Annotated in this window: 12 protein-coding genes; 5 read left to right on the forward strand and 7 right to left on the reverse strand. The window is 36.2% G+C overall.

Translation table 11 applies throughout. From position 1 onward, the window contains the following. Window positions 1-54 precede the first annotated feature (54 nt). The 7 genes from ITJ86_RS13670 to ITJ86_RS13700 all read right to left on the reverse strand — a co-directional run bounded on the left by ITJ86_RS13670 (window position 55) and on the right by ITJ86_RS13700 (window position 11,040). Window positions 55-735, reverse strand: a complete 681-nt coding sequence (locus tag ITJ86_RS13670) for a hypothetical protein (protein WP_195872213.1) — start codon at window positions 733-735, stop codon at window positions 55-57. Between the two features lie 490 nt (window positions 736-1,225). After that, window positions 1,226-4,582, reverse strand: a complete 3,357-nt coding sequence (gene secA / locus ITJ86_RS13675) for a preprotein translocase subunit SecA (RefSeq protein ID WP_195872214.1) — start codon at window positions 4,580-4,582, stop codon at window positions 1,226-1,228. A 292-nt stretch (window positions 4,583-4,874) separates the two neighbouring features. Continuing rightward, entirely contained in the window at window positions 4,875-5,096 is a 222-nt protein-coding gene (locus ITJ86_RS13680; protein ID WP_008272287.1) for a DUF2795 domain-containing protein, read from the reverse strand. 164 nt (window positions 5,097-5,260) lie between these two features. Beyond that, entirely contained in the window at window positions 5,261-5,836 is a 576-nt protein-coding gene (locus ITJ86_RS13685; protein WP_195872215.1) for a cob(I)yrinic acid a,c-diamide adenosyltransferase, read from the reverse strand. A gap of 956 nt (window positions 5,837-6,792) precedes the next feature. Continuing rightward, complete coding sequence (locus ITJ86_RS13690; protein ID WP_195872216.1) at window positions 6,793-7,488, reverse strand: ABC transporter ATP-binding protein; 696 nt, start codon at window positions 7,486-7,488, stop codon at window positions 6,793-6,795. A gap of 275 nt (window positions 7,489-7,763) precedes the next feature. Beyond that, entirely contained in the window at window positions 7,764-8,534 is a 771-nt protein-coding gene (locus tag ITJ86_RS13695; protein ID WP_195872217.1) for an O-methyltransferase, read from the reverse strand. A gap of 643 nt (window positions 8,535-9,177) precedes the next feature. Beyond that, window positions 9,178-11,040: an ABC-F family ATP-binding cassette domain-containing protein gene (locus ITJ86_RS13700; protein ID WP_195872218.1), complete on the reverse strand. Its 1,863-nt coding sequence runs from the start codon at window positions 11,038-11,040 to the stop codon at window positions 9,178-9,180. A gap of 132 nt (window positions 11,041-11,172) precedes the next feature. On the opposite strand from ITJ86_RS13700, the gene ITJ86_RS13705 reads away from it, so the two are divergent. From ITJ86_RS13705 to ITJ86_RS13725, 5 genes are all read left to right on the forward strand, one after another. After that, window positions 11,173-11,943 (forward strand): polysaccharide biosynthesis/export family protein, encoded by a 771-nt coding sequence (locus ITJ86_RS13705; RefSeq protein WP_317190633.1) that lies wholly within the window; start codon window positions 11,173-11,175, stop codon window positions 11,941-11,943. Between the two features lie 175 nt (window positions 11,944-12,118). Next, the gene (locus ITJ86_RS13710) at window positions 12,119-14,428 is read left to right on the forward strand and encodes a polysaccharide biosynthesis tyrosine autokinase (protein WP_230080312.1); all 2,310 of its coding nucleotides are present in this window, start codon (window positions 12,119-12,121) and stop codon (window positions 14,426-14,428) included. Window positions 14,429-14,761: 333 nt separating this feature from the next. Next, the gene (locus ITJ86_RS13715) at window positions 14,762-15,352 is read left to right on the forward strand and encodes a sugar transferase (RefSeq protein ID WP_195872220.1); all 591 of its coding nucleotides are present in this window, start codon (window positions 14,762-14,764) and stop codon (window positions 15,350-15,352) included. Further along, entirely contained in the window at window positions 15,349-16,644 is a 1,296-nt protein-coding gene (locus ITJ86_RS13720) for a nucleotide sugar dehydrogenase (protein ID WP_195872221.1), read from the forward strand. Before ITJ86_RS13715 ends, ITJ86_RS13720 begins: the two co-directional genes overlap by 4 nt. Continuing rightward, window positions 16,644-17,621 (forward strand): SDR family oxidoreductase, encoded by a 978-nt coding sequence (locus tag ITJ86_RS13725; RefSeq protein ID WP_195872222.1) that lies wholly within the window; start codon window positions 16,644-16,646, stop codon window positions 17,619-17,621. The genes ITJ86_RS13720 and ITJ86_RS13725 overlap by 1 nt, the downstream gene beginning before the upstream one ends. Window positions 17,622-17,686 lie beyond the last annotated feature (65 nt).

Genomic DNA, 17,686 nt, shown 5'->3' on the forward strand with positions numbered 1-17,686 from the left:
TTTTTCCACGGTATCCAATGTTATTTTAAACTGACTTTAGTTATTTTTATAATACTAATTACTTTCATCTGCTAAAGGCGAAATCATAATATGTGCTCTATGTGTTCCAGGATTCATTATCCAAGGATGGTTAGACGCAACTGGCTTTTCTGGTAATCCTGTAGATTCGGCTGTAGCCCAAGGTAAATAGACCACGTAACGTAGCTTTGCTTCATCTACTTTAGACGTTTCTGGGTCGAACTCAGCTTTTGGTCCAGAATACACATGTAACGTAGCTCCTGTAGGAATTTTAAATTTACCTGCTTTTGCTTCAATTTCTCTGATATCAAAAATTTCTTGGTGTTTTTTGCCTTCTGCTTTTAAGGCTCTTCCTCTTGCCATAAAAGGTTCTAGATCTTTATGATAACAAGCAGCATTAAACCCTTTTTTATTCGGGTCATCGGCAAGTACAATAAATTCATTATCACCTTCTTTTAAGGTTACAAATTCGCCTGCCATATTATAACCAATCACTTTGCTTCCCGCTCTGCTTTCTTCAGGAGCAGCCATTAATGCGGTTGCGATTAAGTCTTCATCAGTTGTAATAGCTTTTAACTGTGTCTTTGATTCTGTTGATTCGCTTACTTCTGTCGTTTCAATGTCAGCAGTGGTTTCTGTTGTCGTTTTTGTTTTGTCTGAAGAATTACAAGACATTAGAATGCCAGAAAAAATAAATGCGGTGATGATGTGTTTCATATTGTATACGTTTCTTTTAGATTATTAATTAGTCTATTGATTGTTGTTTTTAAAGTTACTAAAATCTGTTTAGATATAATTAGTTTAAAGAAAGATAAGGGAAAATAGGTGTGTTTTTCATGAGAATGCCATAGGTCTTCTGTTGCATTTAGACTGCGCTTAGCGTACCTCTTCTCGATACAAAATTTTCTAAAAAGCGAAAATTTCACTCGAAGTGACGTTTTGGGTTTATTTGTGTTGTGTCATAATGCGATTACTATATCGTCCGTTCGAGTGGTTTTCGAAGGATGAAAAAATTGTATTGAGAACCTTGATTACTTGTGTTGCATTCAGACTATGCTCAACGTACCACTTCTCGATACAAAATTCCGAAAAGCAATTTCACGCGTAGTGATGGAATAATTTGTAACAAAAAAATCCTAATGAGTTACATTAGGATTTTAAAATTCTATTAATAGACACTTCGACTGCGCTCAGTGTGACAGTGGTTTTATTCAACAAGTACCCATTCTCCTTTTTCAATTAAAGGAATGGCTTGCTTGTATTTTACTTCTTTTGAATCACCACTCATAACGTGTTTAATTGTAACCTTATCATTACGGCCAATTTTTGGTTGGTCTCTAACAATGGTTTCAACAACTTGCTGTTGTTGGCGCGATGCACCTTCACCAGCTTGTCTATTTTGTGCAGCACGTTCGTCCATGTTTGGAATGTCGTCTTTCTGCGTTTCTAACTTTTCTTGTTTACGCGTTCTTGCTTCTTGAATTGTATTTGCAGTTTCTTGCGGGATTTCTCCTTTAAATAAGAATGAAATGACATCTTTATTAACTTGGTCAATCATTAATTTAAATAACTCAAAAGACTCAAACTTATAAATTAATAATGGATCTTTTTGTTCGTGTACTGCTAATTGAACAGACTGCTTAAGTTCATCCATTTTACGTAAATGTACTTTCCAAGCGTCATCTACAATAGCTAATGTAATGTTCTTTTCAAAATCATTGATTAACTGTGTTCCTTTAGTTTCGTATGCTTTTTCAAGGTCTGTTACAACTTGAAGATTTTTTACACCATCTGTAAACGGTACAACGATTCTTTTGAATTTATCGCGTTGTGTATTATATACATTTTCAATAACAGGAAATGCTAAATCTGCAGCACGTTGCATTTTTTCTCTGTAGTGCTTAAAAGCCGCTTTATAAATGATACCCGAAATTTCAGTCGCACTCTTCTTACCAAATTCAGCTTCAGTAATAGGCGATTCCATTGAGAAATAACGAATCAATTCGAATTCAAAATTCTTATAATCGTTAGCGTTTTTATTCGTTTCAGCAATACCTTCAGAGGTGTCAAAAATCATGTTGGCTAAATCGACTCTCAAACGTTCACCATGTAAAGCATTACGACGACGTTTGTAAATGACTTCACGTTGTGCGTTCATGACATCATCATATTCTAACAAACGCTTACGAACACCAAAGTTATTTTCTTCTACTTTTTTCTGAGCACGTTCAATAGACTTAGAAATCATACCATGTTGAATAACTTCTCCTTCTTTTAAGCCCATTCTATCCATCATCTTGGCAATACGCTCAGAACCAAATAAACGCATCAAGTTATCTTCAAGAGATACATAAAACTGTGAACTTCCTGGATCTCCTTGACGACCAGCTCTACCACGCAACTGTCTATCAACACGACGCGAATCGTGACGCTCTGTACCAACAATGGCCAAACCACCTGCGGCTTTTACTTCGTCACTTAATTTAATATCTGTACCACGACCAGCCATGTTGGTAGCAATGGTTACTTGACCTGCATTACCAGCTTGTGCTACAATGTCGGCTTCTTTTTTGTGTTGTTTCGCGTTTAAGACGTTATGATTTATTTTACGAATGCTTAACATTTTACCTAAAAGCTCTGAAATCTCAACGTTGGTTGTACCAATTAAAACTGGACGTCCTGCTTTTGCTAATTCCGTGACTTCATCGATAACAGCATTGTATTTTTCACGCTTCGTTTTGTAAACTAAATCGTCTCTATCATCTCTAGCGATTGGTCTGTTGGTTGGAATTTCAACCACATCTAATTTGTAGATTTCCCAAAGCTCACCTGCTTCTGTAACCGCAGTACCTGTCATACCAGACAGCTTACGATACATTCTAAAGTAATTTTGAAGGGTTACAGTTGCGAACGTTTGTGTAGCTGCTTCAATTTTTACGTTTTCCTTGGCTTCAATCGCTTGGTGTAGTCCATCCGAATAACGACGACCATCCATAATACGACCGGTTTGCTCATCGACGATCATTACCTTGTTGTCCATAACAACATATTGATTGTCTTTTTCGAAAAGTGCGTAGGCTTTTAGTAATTGATTCAACGTATGAATACGTTCTGACTTAATGCCGAAGTCTCTAAATAACTCCTCTTTAAGGTTGGCTTCATCTTCGGTTGACAAGCCTTGCTTTTCAATTTTAGCGATTTCAGTACCCATTTCTGGCATAACAAAGAAATCTGGATCGTCTTTACCGGATAAGAATTCAACACCCTTATCAGATAATTCAACTTGATTATTTTTTTCATCAATAACATAATAGAGTTCTGCATCTACTAAAGGCATTTCTCTATTGTTGTCTTGCATGTAATAATTTTCGGTTTTTTGAAGCAATTGCTTAATACCTTCCTCACTTAAATATTTGATTAAGGCTTTATTTTTAGGAATACCTCTATAAGCTCTTAATAATTGGAAACCACCTTCCTTAGTGTCACCTGCAGCAATTAATTTCTTCGCTTCAGCTAAAACACCAACTAAATATTTACGTTGTACTTCTTCAATTTGTTGCACTTTTGGTTTAAGCGCGTCAAACTCGTGTTCGTCTCCTCTTGGTACAGGACCAGAAATGATTAATGGTGTACGTGCATCATCGACTAATACAGAATCGACCTCATCGACAATTGCATAATGATGTGGACGTTGTACTAAATCGTCTGGCGAATGTGCCATGTTATCACGTAAATAATCGAAACCAAATTCGTTGTTAGTTCCGTATGTAATATCTGCGTTGTAAGCTTTACGACGTGCATCAGAGTTAGGTTGGTGGTAATCGATACAATCGATACTCATACCGTGAAACTGAAAGATTGGTGCCATCCATGCGCTATCTCGTTTTGCTAAGTAATCGTTCACTGTGACAAGGTGTACTCCTTTTTCGGCTAGTGCATTTAAATACACAGGAAGTGTTGCAACTAAGGTTTTACCTTCACCAGTTTGCATCTCTGCAATTTTTCCTTGATGCATTGCTACACCACCGATAAGTTGCACATCGTAGTGAATCATGTCCCAAGTAATTGGCTTACCGGCTGCATCCCATGAATTTGCCCAAATGGCTTGATCACCCTCTAAAGTGACGTAATCGTGCTCTCCAGAAACTTCACGGTCAAATGCATTTGCCGTTACCTGAATTTGTGTGTTATGAACAAAACGCTTTGCTGTTTCTTTTACGACAGCGAAAGCCTCAGGAAGAATGTCGTTTAAAACCCCTTCGGTTACCTCGTAGATTTCATCATCTATTTTATCGACTTCGAGATATATGTCTTCACGTTCATCGATATCTTCAGTAACTTTTGCTTTTTCTAAAAGGGCTTCTTTTTTGGTTTGAAACGGTTGCCTAGCTTCAGCAATTTTTGCTTTAAATTCAGTGGTTTTTGCTCTAAGTTCATCGTGAGAAAGGGCTTCTAAAGCACTTTCGAACGTTTTTATTTTTTCAACAATAGGTTTAATTGAACCTACGTCTTGTTTGGATTTATCTCCAACAAAAACTTTAAGGACTTTATCTAAAAAGGTCATATTGTATGTTTTGTAATCGATTGAATGGTTTCAATCTTGTTTTTTTGTTTCAGTTAGTTTGAAAATATTAACTTGAATAATCAAGTTGATGTTGTATAATATATTTCAAATTTTAGACGTGTTTTTAGATTATAAGAACACCTCTAAGGTCCCCTCAAGGGGACAATCTTTCAATTGTTAATTCTTTTAAATCGGAGTCCGTTTTAATTTCAAATTAAAAAAGCATCCGAAAATAAAAAAAGTCTCTTAGTTATAGTAACGCAAGAGACTTTTTTTATGATAATTTTATATGTTAGTATTCATCCTCATTCCAGAGGTAATCTTCGTCCGTTGGATAGTCTGGCCAAATTTCTTCAATAGAGTCGTAAGAATCTCCTTCATCTTCTATCGCTTGTAAATTTTCAACGACCTCTAATGGCGCTCCTGTTCTAATTGCGTAGTCAATAAGCTCATCTTTGGTTGCTGGCCAAGGCGCATCACTTAAATAAGATGCTAATTCTAATGTCCAATACATAGTTGCGTGTGTAATTTAATTTTTGCAAAAATAATTTTTTAGTTGAACAATCCAAGAAAAAATCAAATTAAATAATCATTATTAAAAAGAACGTGTAATCTTCAACTTTTGTTTTTGGACCACCTTTTGCAATTTGTAATCCTATTCTGATTTCGAAACCTGCATTAAGATTCCTTTTTTGGAATCCACTTTATTTCGTCAGCGTTTAAATCATGTGACAACTTCCGTGCCAACACAAAAAGGTAGTCAGATAGTCTATTAATATACATTAATGTTTCGGGTTGAAAAGGTTCTAAGTCATTAAGATGCGACGCTAAACGTTCTGCTCTACGGCAAACTGTACGTGCTATATGACAGAATGACACGGTTTGATGACCTCCTGGTAATACAAAATGCGTCATTGGAGGCAGGCTGTCTTCCATAAGATCCATTTCCTTTTCTAACTTTTCAATGTCTTCGTTGGATATTTTTGGAATGTTTAAACGGTCTTTTCCACTTTTTAATGTTGCTTTTTTAGGATCAGTCGCTAAGATGGCTCCAACCGTAAATAAGCGATCTTGAATGTCCATCAAGGTGTTTTTGTACAGTTGGTTAATATCTTGATCTCTGATTAAGCCGATATGAGCGTTTAGCTCGTCTATAGTGCCGTAGCTTTCTATTCTTATATGATGTTTAGGAACTCTAGTGCCACCGAAAAGTGCGGTTGTGCCTTTGTCTCCTGTTTTTGTGTATACTTTCAAGGTTTGAAGTTTATGGTTTTGTATTCAAAGTTAAGGAATAAGGTTGGAAGTTGGAAGTTGGTGGCATGAAGTTTTCTCGCTGAGGAGCAGAGTTGAAAAGTGCTTGTTACGCAGAGATTCGTGGAGGTTGCACAGAGATTCACGGAGGTTTTATTCTTAAAGATATAGGTGCTTCATAATTTTATTACTGAGATTTGTGGTCTCGCGAGAATGCGCCAAGTCGAGAAGTTTCATTTACACAGAGGTTTGCGGAGTTTGTTCGGAGGTTCGCGGAGGGTTCTTTTAGAGAAAGAGACGCTTTATAAATGTTTTGCTGAGATTTGTGGTTTCGTGCAGAGGCGCAGAGTCGCGAAGTTCTTTTTTCGCAGAGGTTCGCGCAGGTTTAATTCTTTTTGTTAAGTTTTTTGTTTCGCGCAAAGATACTGAGTCGCAAAGTGCAGGTTACGCAGAGGTTCGTGGAGGTTGCACAGAGATACACGGAGGGTTATTCTTGGTAGTAAGGTTTTATGTTTCACGCAGAGGCGCAGAGTCGCAAAGAAAAAATAAGGAATGTGTTTTATTATGAACTTACCTGTCAATTAATACTGACTTAGTTCAAGAAAGCTTATTTTCTATTTATCTGTTCATTTTGTCTTGATACAAACCCCTTCGACTACGCTCAGGATAAACCTAGCCAAAATACCACAATCAATTTGAGGAAATTACTCTCGTTTTTTATTCTTTAATAAGGATTTCATGAATGCTAAACATTTGCCTAGGCATCATTCTCTTTCGTAATTTCGTGCTTAAAGCTTCGCTTTGCATCTACATTCCTTCGATCATTATTTCTGCAAATTGATGTTTTCGACGCTGTCGAAATTTAGGACTTGAATATTAGCTAATGTCATTTAATGGCCCTTTGACTCTAATCTTATATTACATGCTACTGTCAACCAAAAACTGCAACTGAAAACCGCCTACTGAGGACTATTAAATGTATCACTTTCAATAATACCATCACGTAAACGAATAACGCGTTTGGCGTGTGCTGCAATGTCTTCTTCATGAGTGACCATAATTACGGTGTTTCCTGCGGCATGAATGTCATCAAAGAGCTTCATGATTTCTACACCTGTTTTAGAGTCTAAGTTTCCTGTTGGCTCATCAGCTAGAATAATAGAGGGTTTATTAACTAAAGCTCTTCCGACGGCTACACGTTGACGTTGCCCTCCAGAAAGTTGATTGGGTTTGTGATCCATTCGGTCTGCTAAGCCTACATCTGTTAAAACTTCCGTAGCACGTTCTACGCGTTCTTTTTTTGATGCTCCTGCATAGACCATAGGTAAGGCGACATTATCTAAAGCGGTGGTTCTAGGAAGTAAGTTGAACGTTTGAAACACGAAACCTATTTCCGTATTTCTAATGTCTGCGAGTTCGTCATCTGACATTTGACTGACGTCATTTCCATTTAAATTATATGAACCTGCTGTTGGGGTATCTAAGCAACCTAATAAATTCATGAGTGTCGACTTACCAGAACCAGAAGGTCCCATTATGGCAACATATTCTCCACGTTTAATGTCTAAATCAATGCCTTTTAATACATGAACAATTTCTTGTCCAAGTTTAAAATCTCTAATAATGTTTCTAATTTCAATGACATTGTTACTCATATATAAAAGATATAGTTGCTTAAACCTTTTGCAAGATAAAAGAATTTAAAAGTCGGTTCAAACAATAAGACGTTAAAGTTGTTGGGTTGTTACACGCTAATGGAAATTATTATAATTTGGGATGGTTTTGATAGACCCTTCGACTGCGCTCAGGGTGACATTTAAGTTGTATAATTTAAGAGACCTTTCGACTGCGCTCAAGGTGACGATGTTTGTAAATTTAGATTTAGGTGCTATTTAGAGATCCTTCGGCTGCGCTCAGGATGACATTGTGGTTACAATCTGATTTTAAAATGTTCTTTGACTTGTTCTCTTCTGAAAAATACGAAGCCTAAATGGAAGGTGTCAACAGTTACGGTTACGGACTTGTGGTTTTTTATGTATTCCCAGGCTTCTGTCATGCCTTTGGACCAATAGATGTCATCAAAAATAAAAATAGTATCATTGTGAACTTTAGGTAATAGGGCTTCAAAATACTGTATGGTTGCTAGCTTATTGTGGTGCCCATCGAAATAGATGACATCATAGTTGTCTTGTTTTAAAGCCGGAATGGTATCTGAAAAATTACCGATTATGAATTCGACGTTCTTTATGTTTTTGCCTGTAAGTTTGGACTGTGCAAAAGCTGATGTGTTTGGGCAACCTTCAATAGTTGTAATTTGAGAGTTTGTGTTTTCTAAAGCGAATGCATAAGTGCCCATACCTATAGACGTCCCTAATTCTAAACAGGTTTTAAATTTGAAGTATTTTGAAAGCCTAAATAATAGTTCTGCGTCTTTTTTAGAACTGCTTGAGGTTTTTGCCATTTTGCTAACTTGTCTTTGGTTAGCGTCTAAGGTTTTTGAGCCTTCTCCTAAATCTGTAATTTCAAGAACGGCTTTAGAGGTTTGTAATTCTTGTTTATACTGTTTAAGTTTTGTGTAAGCTTGATGTTTTGTTTTACTATAAAGGCATTTGGTGACGAAGTTGTATATAAAAGGGGAGTGGACTCCGTGTTGGTTGGTGGAGGTGATTAGAAATTTTATGTATGATATTAATTGGTACATGTTGTTCTTAATTTATTTACTCGCAAAGTCGCGGAGGCGCAAAGTGTTGAGGAAGCTAGAAGCTAGAAGTTGGAAGTTGGAAGCACGAAGTTGGAAAAATAACTTCAATAGGAGTGTTGATTAAAACTCTTGGTGCTTGAAGTTATATTTTCAGCTTTTTTTACTTTACACTTTTTACTAACCACTAATTTTCAAGCTTCTCAGCCAACTCAAACTAGTGCCTTTCTTTTTCTTCGATAGTGTTGCTTAAGACTTGTAATTTTTCTGATAGTTTATTAGTTTGGATTTGCTATAAAGTACAAAGAAACTATATTTTTTTTGTTTTCTTTGTTCATTTTGTCTTGATACAAAACCCTTCGACGACGCTCAGGATAAACCTAGCCAAAAAATCACAATCAATTTGAGGAAATTACTCTCGTTTTTCATTTCTTAATAAGGATTTCGTGAATGCTAAACATTTGCCTAGGCACCATTCTCTTTCGGAATTTCGTGCTTAAAGCTTCGCTTTGCATTTACATTCCTTCGTTCATTATTTCTGCAAATTGATGTTTTCGACGCTGTCGAAATTTGGGACTTTCATATTTGCAAATGCTTATTTTATTCCTAATCGCTAGTTACTTGTATCTCAACACTGCGACAAACTCTATCCTTCCAACTTCTCAGCCAACTCAAACCAGCGCATTTCTTTTTCTTCAATAGTGTCGATTATAACTTGTAATTTTTCAGATAGTTCATTGATTTGGTCTTGAGATAAATCAGGGTTAAGGAACTTGGCTTCCATAGCTGTTTTATCTAATTCCAATGCTCTAATTTTTGATTCTAAATTCTTATATTCTTTTTGTTCGTTATAATCTAATTTATTGGCTTCGTTTTGTTTTACGGCTTTAGTGTTATCTACTTTTTCAACGGCTTCTGTCTGTTTGGGTTGACTTTCATCATAGGCTCTGAAATCGGAATAATTACCAGGAAAATCATCCACAACACCATCTCCTCTAAATACAAACATGTGGTCGACAATCTTATCCATAAAATAACGGTCGTGCGACACCACTAATAATACGCCCGGGAAATCCATTAAGAAATCTTCCAACACATTTAAAGTAACGATATCTAGGTCGTTTGTTGGCTCATCGAGGATTAATACATTTGGGTTCTGAATTAAAACCGTACACAAATAGAGGCGTTTTTGTTCGCCACCACTTAGTTTTTCAACAAAGTCCCATTGTTTTTTTCGGTCGAAAAGAAAGCGTTCTAGTAATTGCTGCGCACTGATTTGACGGCCTTTTGATAAGGGAATATAATCGCCAAATTCTTTAATGACATCAATGACTTTTTGATTGGGTTTTGCGGTTATGCCTCCTTGGGTATAATAACCGATTTTGACGGTTTCTCCAATGACCACTTTTCCGGCATCTGGTTGTAAGGTTTGGGTTAATATGTTGAGAAAGCTTGATTTTCCGGTTCCGTTTTTACCGATAATGCCGATTCGCTCCCCTTTTTTGAAGGTGTATTCAAAACCATCTAAAATTGTTTTGTCTTTAAAGGCTTTAGAGACGTTGTGAAACTCTATGATTTTGCTGCCTAGGCGTTCCATATTAATTTCTAATTGCACTTTATGATCGTTACGACGTTTATGTGCTTTCGATTTTATTTCATGAAAATCATCAATCCTACTTTTAGATTTTGTAGTACGTGCTTTGGGTTGGCGACGCATCCAATCGAGTTCTTTTTTGAAGAGTTGTTTGGCTTTGCCGACTTCGGTAGCCTGGTTTTCGATTCGGGCTTCTTTCTTTTCTAAATAATAGGAATAATTGCCTTTATAGGTGTGTAATTCACCTTCATCTAATTCAATAATTTCATTACAAACACGCTCTAAGAAATAACGGTCGTGCGTGACCATAAATAAGGTCTGTTGAGTTTTGGCGAAGTACTCTTCTAACCATTCAATCATTTCTAAATCGAGATGGTTAGTAGGCTCATCTAGAATTAAAATATCGGGTTTACTTAATAAAGCTTGAGCTAAGGCTAGACGTTTTTTTTGTCCACCAGATAGTGCTTTTACTTTAATAGAAAGATCATCGAGTTTTAGTTGCGACAAGGTCTGTTGGTATTGTGTTTCAAACTCCCAAGCGTTGTTTCTATCCATGCCTTCAAATGCCTTTTGATAGGCTTCGGTATCTTCTGGATGTTTTAAAGCTTTCTCATACGCTTCAATAACTTTTATTATCGGAATATCGGAAGCAAAAATCGTTTCTTCGAGTGTAAGATTAGGATCGAGATCGGGTTCTTGGTCTAAGAATGCAAGCCGAAGTCCTTTTCTTACGACTATTTGTCCTTCATCTGGGGCATCTTTTCCTGCTAAAATATTAAGGATAGAGGTTTTTCCACTTCCATTTTTAGCGACAAACGCAATCTTCTGATCTTTATGAATGCTAAAGGATAAGTCTTTGAAAAGTACTAGCTCTCCAAACGATTTTGATATGTTTTCAACATTGAGGTAATTCAAACTCTTTTTTTTACAAAGAACGGAAATAAACCAAAAATAAACGTATTAGTTTTGATATTAGTGTTGATAGATTATATTTGTCCATTAAGATCCATAGTCCTTATGCTGCGTATGAAGCTTTTAATCATTTTTTTGAGTTGTATTGTTGTGTCCTCATGTATTCCTCATAAAGATACTATATATCTCCAGAATAAAGGGAATGCTACACACGATAGTATACCGTATAACCTTACAGAAATTCAGAAACCATACCGGGTTCAAGTTAACGATATATTGAATGTGCGGGTTAAAGCTTTGGACCAAGAAACGGTATCAATATTAAACCCAGCAGGAGAAGAGAATTTAAATGCTAGTAGTGCAGAACGTGCCTTCTTTGATGGGTTTACGGTAGATGTGCACGGCAATATACGAATGCCTACTTTAGGTTATATTAATGTTTTAGGATATACTACGGAAGACATTGAAAAGAAAATTGAGAAACAACTTCTAGAAGAGCAATTTAAGGAAACCGCAAACATATTTGTTACTGTGAAATTGGCAGGATTACGCTATACAGCGAATGGTGAAGTAGGTAACCCGGGAAGTCAAGTATTGTTTACAGAACGTGTTAATATTTTTGAAGCCATTGCTAACGTTGGAGAAATTCCTGTGACTGGTAATAAAAAAGATGTTAAAATAATACGCCAATATCCACACGGACAGAAAATTCATAGTCTGGATTTAACGGATGTAAGGGTGATGGAATCTCCATATTACTATATACAACCTAATGATATTATTTATGTAGAACCCTTAAAACAGAAGTCACTAGGAACTGGGGAGACAGCGTTGTCTAGCCTCACTGCAATAGCTTCTATAATTTCTTTGATTTCTACAGGAGTGTTACTATATACCAGACTATAATAATCTTATGAAAGACTATGTTGAGATAGAAGACCAGGATTCACAGAATATTAGTTTTGATTTTAAAGGCTATCTTTTTAAAGTCTTAAACTTATGGAAATTTGTGTTGATTTGCATAGGGACCGCTCTTCTAATTGCTTATTTTATCAATGTAAGAAAGCAAAATGTTTACCGTTTGGATTCCCTAATTTCTGTAGATAACGATCAGAACCCTTTTTTTACAGCAAATACAAGTATATCTTTTAATTGGGGTGGGGTTTCAGGTAAAGTAGGGAAGATTATGACCGCTATTAAAACGCGGACGCACAATGAAAAGGTAGTGGATTCGCTCCAATACTATATGGATTATTTGGAGGAAGGGAAGTATCGTAAGGTAGATATTTATAAAAAAGCTCCCTTTGAGTTTATTATCGATAAGTCTAAAGCACAGGTTCTTAATTATCCTGTAGGTATACGATTTGTAAGTGATAGTGAGTTTGAAGTATTTACGGCATTTGAAGGGGCAAGTGCATCGGCTCAAATCTATGGAGATAAGTCTAGATCTCGAATTCAAGTGCCTACTGGAGAATTTTCTAAACCTTTTAAAAGTGGAGAGACTATAGACTTGCCCTTTTTAAATGGTCAGGTGGTTGTAAAGCCTTCTCAAAACATTACGTCAGGATCAGAATATTTTATTAAGTTTAGTGATTTTGATGGTGTTGTTAATTCCTATAAATCAAATATTCAAATCGGTACGGTTTCTGCAGCTTCAGCTTCTATATTAAAACTAGAATTGACAGGAAATAATAAAGACAAGATTGTAGATTATCTGAACACTACAGCTGCAGTTTTAAGTGAGACAGAGTTAGAGCGGAAGAACTTATACGCGACCAATACCATTAAGTTTATTGATAGTAGTCTCGCTGCCACTAATGTTAACCTAAAAGACGTTACGGATGAGATGAATCAATTCCGAAAAGATAATAAGGTTTTTGATGTTAGTGCCGAAATTACTCAAATATCCAATGAACTACGGCAGTTTGAACAAGTCAAACAAGCAGAAGAGTCTAAATTGGATTACTTAAATAGTCTTGAAACGTATTTAAATACCAAAACGGATTATACAGGTATTGCTGCTCCTACAAGTGTTGGGATAGAAGAAGGTAATATTCAAAGAAGTGTTTCAAACATTATAGCCTTGGCTGCTGAACGCCAAAACTTAGAGTACACCACTAAAGAAGGTTCAGGGCTTTTTAAAGAATTAGACCGTCGTATAGACTCTGAAAAGAATGTGCTTCTTGAGACTATTGATGCCACAGAGCGCACTATTACAATTCAATTAAACACCTTACAACGGAATATTGCGAATTTAGAAGCTGAGTTGAGTGGTTTGCCTGAGGATGAACAGGAGTTTTTAAAGATTCAACGACAATTAGATATGAGCCAAGAGGCTTACGACATTTATTTAGCAAAACGTAGCGAAGCTGCCATTGTTAAAGCGGCTAATATTTCTGACCTTAGTATTGTAGATGAAGCCAAAGATATAGGGGGAGGTTTAATTGGACCTAATAAGAGTCTTAATTATATGATGGGCTTAATGCTTGGGTTTTTCATTCCGATGTTATTAATCTTCTTTGTGTATTTGTTAGATAATACGATTCATGGATCCGATGAGATAACGCGAATGTCTACTATTCCCATATTGGGCTTGGTAGGGAAATACCGCTATAAAAATAACCTGGTATCTTATGAGAAACCAAAATCTGCAGTAGCCGAATCCTTTAGAGCTATTCGGTCTAGCTTGCAGTTTATTTTTAAAAAGACAGGAGCTAATACTCGAGCTAATACTTTAATGGTAACTTCTTCTGTTAGTGGTGAAGGAAAAACATTTACGTCTATAAACATTGCTACCGTTTATGCACTTTCTGGTAAAAAGACGATTTTATTAGGATTGGATTTACGTAAACCTAAAATCTTTGATGATTTTAATATCACTAACGAAAAAGGTGTGGTAAATTACCTCATTGGTGATGATACTTTTGAGGATATTGTGACGCATACACATATTGAAAATTTGGATGTTGTTCCTTCTGGACCAGTACCTCCAAATCCTTCCGAGTTATTAATGAGTGATAATTTAAAAGCACTTATAGATTCGCTTAAGGAGACGTATGATGTGATTATTTTAGATACACCTCCATTAGGTTTGGTAACTGATGCTTTAGAATTAACACAATATGCTGATGCAACTATATTTATGGTCCGCTTAGATTATACTAAGAAAGGAATGTTGCAATTGGTGAATGCAAAATACCGTTCAGGTGAACTTAAAAATGTGAGCTTTGTTCTCAATTTCTATAGGCATAAAAACAATAGTAATTATGGCTATGGCTACGGTTATGGCTACGGTTATGGCTATGGCTATGGAGTTTATGGGAATTCTTATCATGAAAAGGATAGACAGTCTGTTTTTGAGAAGGTGAAGGGGTTTTTGCGGAGGATTTGATGAGGAAGTTGGAAGTTGGAAGTTTGAAGCTTGAAGTTGGTAGCACGGAGTTTGAAGTGGGGCGTTAGAAAAAGAACCTTCCGTCTTTGATTTCTTTAGGTGAAATCAAATCCACCTTCCTTTGAAAAAAAGGAAGGAGCTTGATGATGTTTAAAGTTTGAAGCATGGAGTTGGAAGCTTGAAGCTTGGAGTTGGGAGCTTGAAGTGAGAAGTGTAAAGTGAAGCTAGTAAAGTGTTTTTATTTTGGATACTATACACACGATTAAAGATTACTACTCTTCTTTCTGGTTGTAATAAAAACTTTTTGAATCACTTATATTAAATTAGACCTTCATGATCAGTAAAACGCAACTTAAAGTCAAACGTATTTTTGATGTTGCCGTTGTGTTGGTGTTTTTGCCATTACTAATTATTCCTATTCTATTATTAGTGCTTATTGCGACTATAGATACAAAACAATGGGGCATATATTCTCAGCTTCGGGTTGGTCAGTATGGCAAACTATTCAGAATTTATAAACTAAGAACGTTAGCAGACGGTGCACATCAATTAGGACAGTTAGATCACCTTGCGTCTTCAATGGGGAGGTTTTTGAGACAATCGAAATTAAACGAACTTCCTCAGCTTTTTAATGTGTTAATAGGTGATATGAGTTTGGTAGGGCCGCGACCTGATTTGCAGGGTTTTGCAGATGAATTGAAAGGCGAAGATCGGATTATTTTAAAGGTGAAACCCGGTATAACAGGTCCGGCAAGTTTAAAATACAGGCATGAAGAACAGCTTTTAGCAGTTCGCAAAGACCCTGAACACTACAATAGAACGATTATTTGGGCTGATAAAGTGAAAATTAATAAAAATTACGTTCAGAATTACAGTTTTTACTTAGATTTGACACTTATTTTAAAATCTATTTTAAATAAATGAATCATTCAGAAGATAAAATTGCCATTATAGGATTAGGTTATGTTGGTTTACCGCTTGCCGTAGAATTTGCTAAACAATTTTTTGTTGTTGGTTTCGATATTAATAAACAACGTATCAGTGAATTAAATTCAGGGCTCGATAAAACTCTGGAAGTTGAAAATGAGCACTTAAAATCTGTATTAACTACAGACTTAAACGCCGATAAGGGACTTTATATTACAGATGATTTAGACGCTTTAGCCGTGACTAATTATTATATCATTACTGTTCCTACACCTACAGATGCTTTAAATAAACCTGTGTTTACACCTTTAATTAAGGCGAGTGAAACTGTTGGTAAGGTGTTGTCTAAAGGTGATATTGTGGTTTATGAATCAACAGTTTACCCTGGAGCGACCGAAGATATTTGTATTCCTGTTTTAGAAGCATCCTCTGGATTCGTTTATAATACAGATTTTTACGCTGGTTATTCTCCAGAACGAATTAACCCAGGAGATAAACTTCATACGGTGACCAAAATATTAAAAGTAACCTCTGGCTCTACACCAGAAGTTGCGATAAAAGTTGATGAACTTTATAAAAAAGTAATTACTGCAGGTACGCATTTAGCTCCTTCGATAAAGGTGGCTGAAGCGGCTAAAGTGATTGAGAATTCGCAACGCGATATCAATATTGCCTTTGTTAATGAATTGTCTAAAATATTTAGGCTGCTCGATATTGATACTAAGGCTGTTTTGGAGGCAGCTGGAACGAAGTGGAATTTCTTGAAATTTTCCCCAGGATTAGTTGGAGGCCATTGTATTGGAGTTGACCCTTATTATTTAGCACAAAAAGCTATTGAATCGGGTTATAATCCAGAGATTATTTTAGCAGGTCGTAAGATGAATGACAGTATGGGAAGCTATGTAGCAACCGAAACTGTAAAGATGATGATTAAAAAAGGAGCGACGATAAAAGGTGCAAAAGCCCTTGTTTTAGGGATTACCTTTAAAGAGAATTGTCCGGATATCAGAAACTCTAGAGTCATTGATATTATTGAAGAATTAGAAACCTATCACGTTAATGTAGATGTTTTTGATCCGTGGGCATCTAAAGACGAAGTAAAGCATGAGTATCAATTGGACTTAATTAGTGATTTTGATAAATTAAGTACGGATTATGATGCTGTTATTTTAGCCGTTTCTCATAACGAATTCTTAGAAATAGATATCGCCAAATTAAAATCACAAACCGGTGTTGTATTCGATGTGAAATCATTACTGCCAATAAACACTGTAGACGCCAGATTATAATGTACGAAAACCCACATCACAACACAGACTTATCACAGTTCAGTTTTTTAATTACTGGAGGTGGCGGCTTTATTGGCTCTAACCTGGCTGAATATTTACTAAAATATAAGGCGAAAAAAGTCCGTGTTTTAGATAACTTCTCTAATGGTCACCGTGAGAACTTAACGGAGTTTATGGATCATCCTGCCTTTGAATTGATTGAAGGTGATATTCGAGATTTAGACACTTGTAAAAGTGCGATGGATGGTATGGATTATGTGTCGCACCAAGCGGCGTTAGGTTCTGTACCACGTTCAATAAACGATCCAGCAACGACTAATGCCGTAAATATCTCTGGGTTTTTAAATATGATGATTGCCCTTAAGGATAGTCCATCTGTGAAACGTATGGTGTATGCCGCATCTAGTTCAACTTATGGTGATAGTAAAGCGTTGCCTAAAGTAGAAGATACTATTGGTAAACCTTTATCTCCTTATGCGGTAACCAAGTACGTCAACGAATTGTATGCTGATGTTTTTGGAACCACTTATGATACGGATGTTATTGGTTTACGCTACTTTAATGTGTTTGGGCCAAAACAAAGTCCGGATGGAGCCTATGCAGCAGTAATTCCTTTATTTATGCAAGCGCTTAAAGATAATACCTCTCCAAAAATAAATGGGGATGGAGAACAAACGCGAGATTTCACCTTTATAGACAACGTGGTGCAAGCCAATGTTAAAGGCTTTTTTGCTTCAAAAGACGCTAAGAATGAGGTTTTTAATGTGGCTTGTGGTGAGCGAATTACCATTAATTATTTATGGGAGTCGTTGCGACTTGCAGCAGATTCTGATTTAAAAGCTGTTTACGGGCCTAATCGACAAGGTGATGTTAGAGATTCTTTAGCGGATATTTCTAAGGCACAGGATCTGATGGGCTATGAGCCGCGGTTTACTGTTCGGGAAGGGTTGGGGATTACTTGGGATTATTTTATTTAGTTAAAATTTATCAATATTTGTACGTTTGATATGAATACCTTTATTTTGATCTAACTATATGACAT

Source organism: Winogradskyella marina (genome assembly GCF_015645385.1).
In the GTDB taxonomy this organism is placed as follows: domain Bacteria; phylum Bacteroidota; class Bacteroidia; order Flavobacteriales; family Flavobacteriaceae; genus Winogradskyella; species Winogradskyella marina.

What these genes read in the sequence shown, in the direction of transcription:
- ITJ86_RS13670 (WP_195872213.1), bottom strand. Translation starts at nt 735, where the DNA reads ATGAAACACATCATCACCGCATTTATTTTTTCTGGCATTCTAATGTCT.
- secA (WP_195872214.1), bottom strand. Translation starts at nt 4,582, where the DNA reads ATGACCTTTTTAGATAAAGTCCTTAAAGTTTTTGTTGGAGATAAATCC.
- ITJ86_RS13680 (WP_008272287.1), bottom strand. Translation starts at nt 5,096, where the DNA reads ATGTATTGGACATTAGAATTAGCATCTTATTTAAGTGATGCGCCTTGG.
- ITJ86_RS13690 (WP_195872216.1), bottom strand. Translation starts at nt 7,488, where the DNA reads ATGAGTAACAATGTCATTGAAATTAGAAACATTATTAGAGATTTTAAA.
- ITJ86_RS13695 (WP_195872217.1), bottom strand. Translation starts at nt 8,534, where the DNA reads ATGTACCAATTAATATCATACATAAAATTTCTAATCACCTCCACCAAC.
- ITJ86_RS13715 (WP_195872220.1), top strand. Translation starts at nt 14,762, where the DNA reads ATGATCAGTAAAACGCAACTTAAAGTCAAACGTATTTTTGATGTTGCC.
- ITJ86_RS13720 (WP_195872221.1), top strand. Translation starts at nt 15,349, where the DNA reads ATGAATCATTCAGAAGATAAAATTGCCATTATAGGATTAGGTTATGTT.
- ITJ86_RS13725 (WP_195872222.1), top strand. Translation starts at nt 16,644, where the DNA reads ATGTACGAAAACCCACATCACAACACAGACTTATCACAGTTCAGTTTT.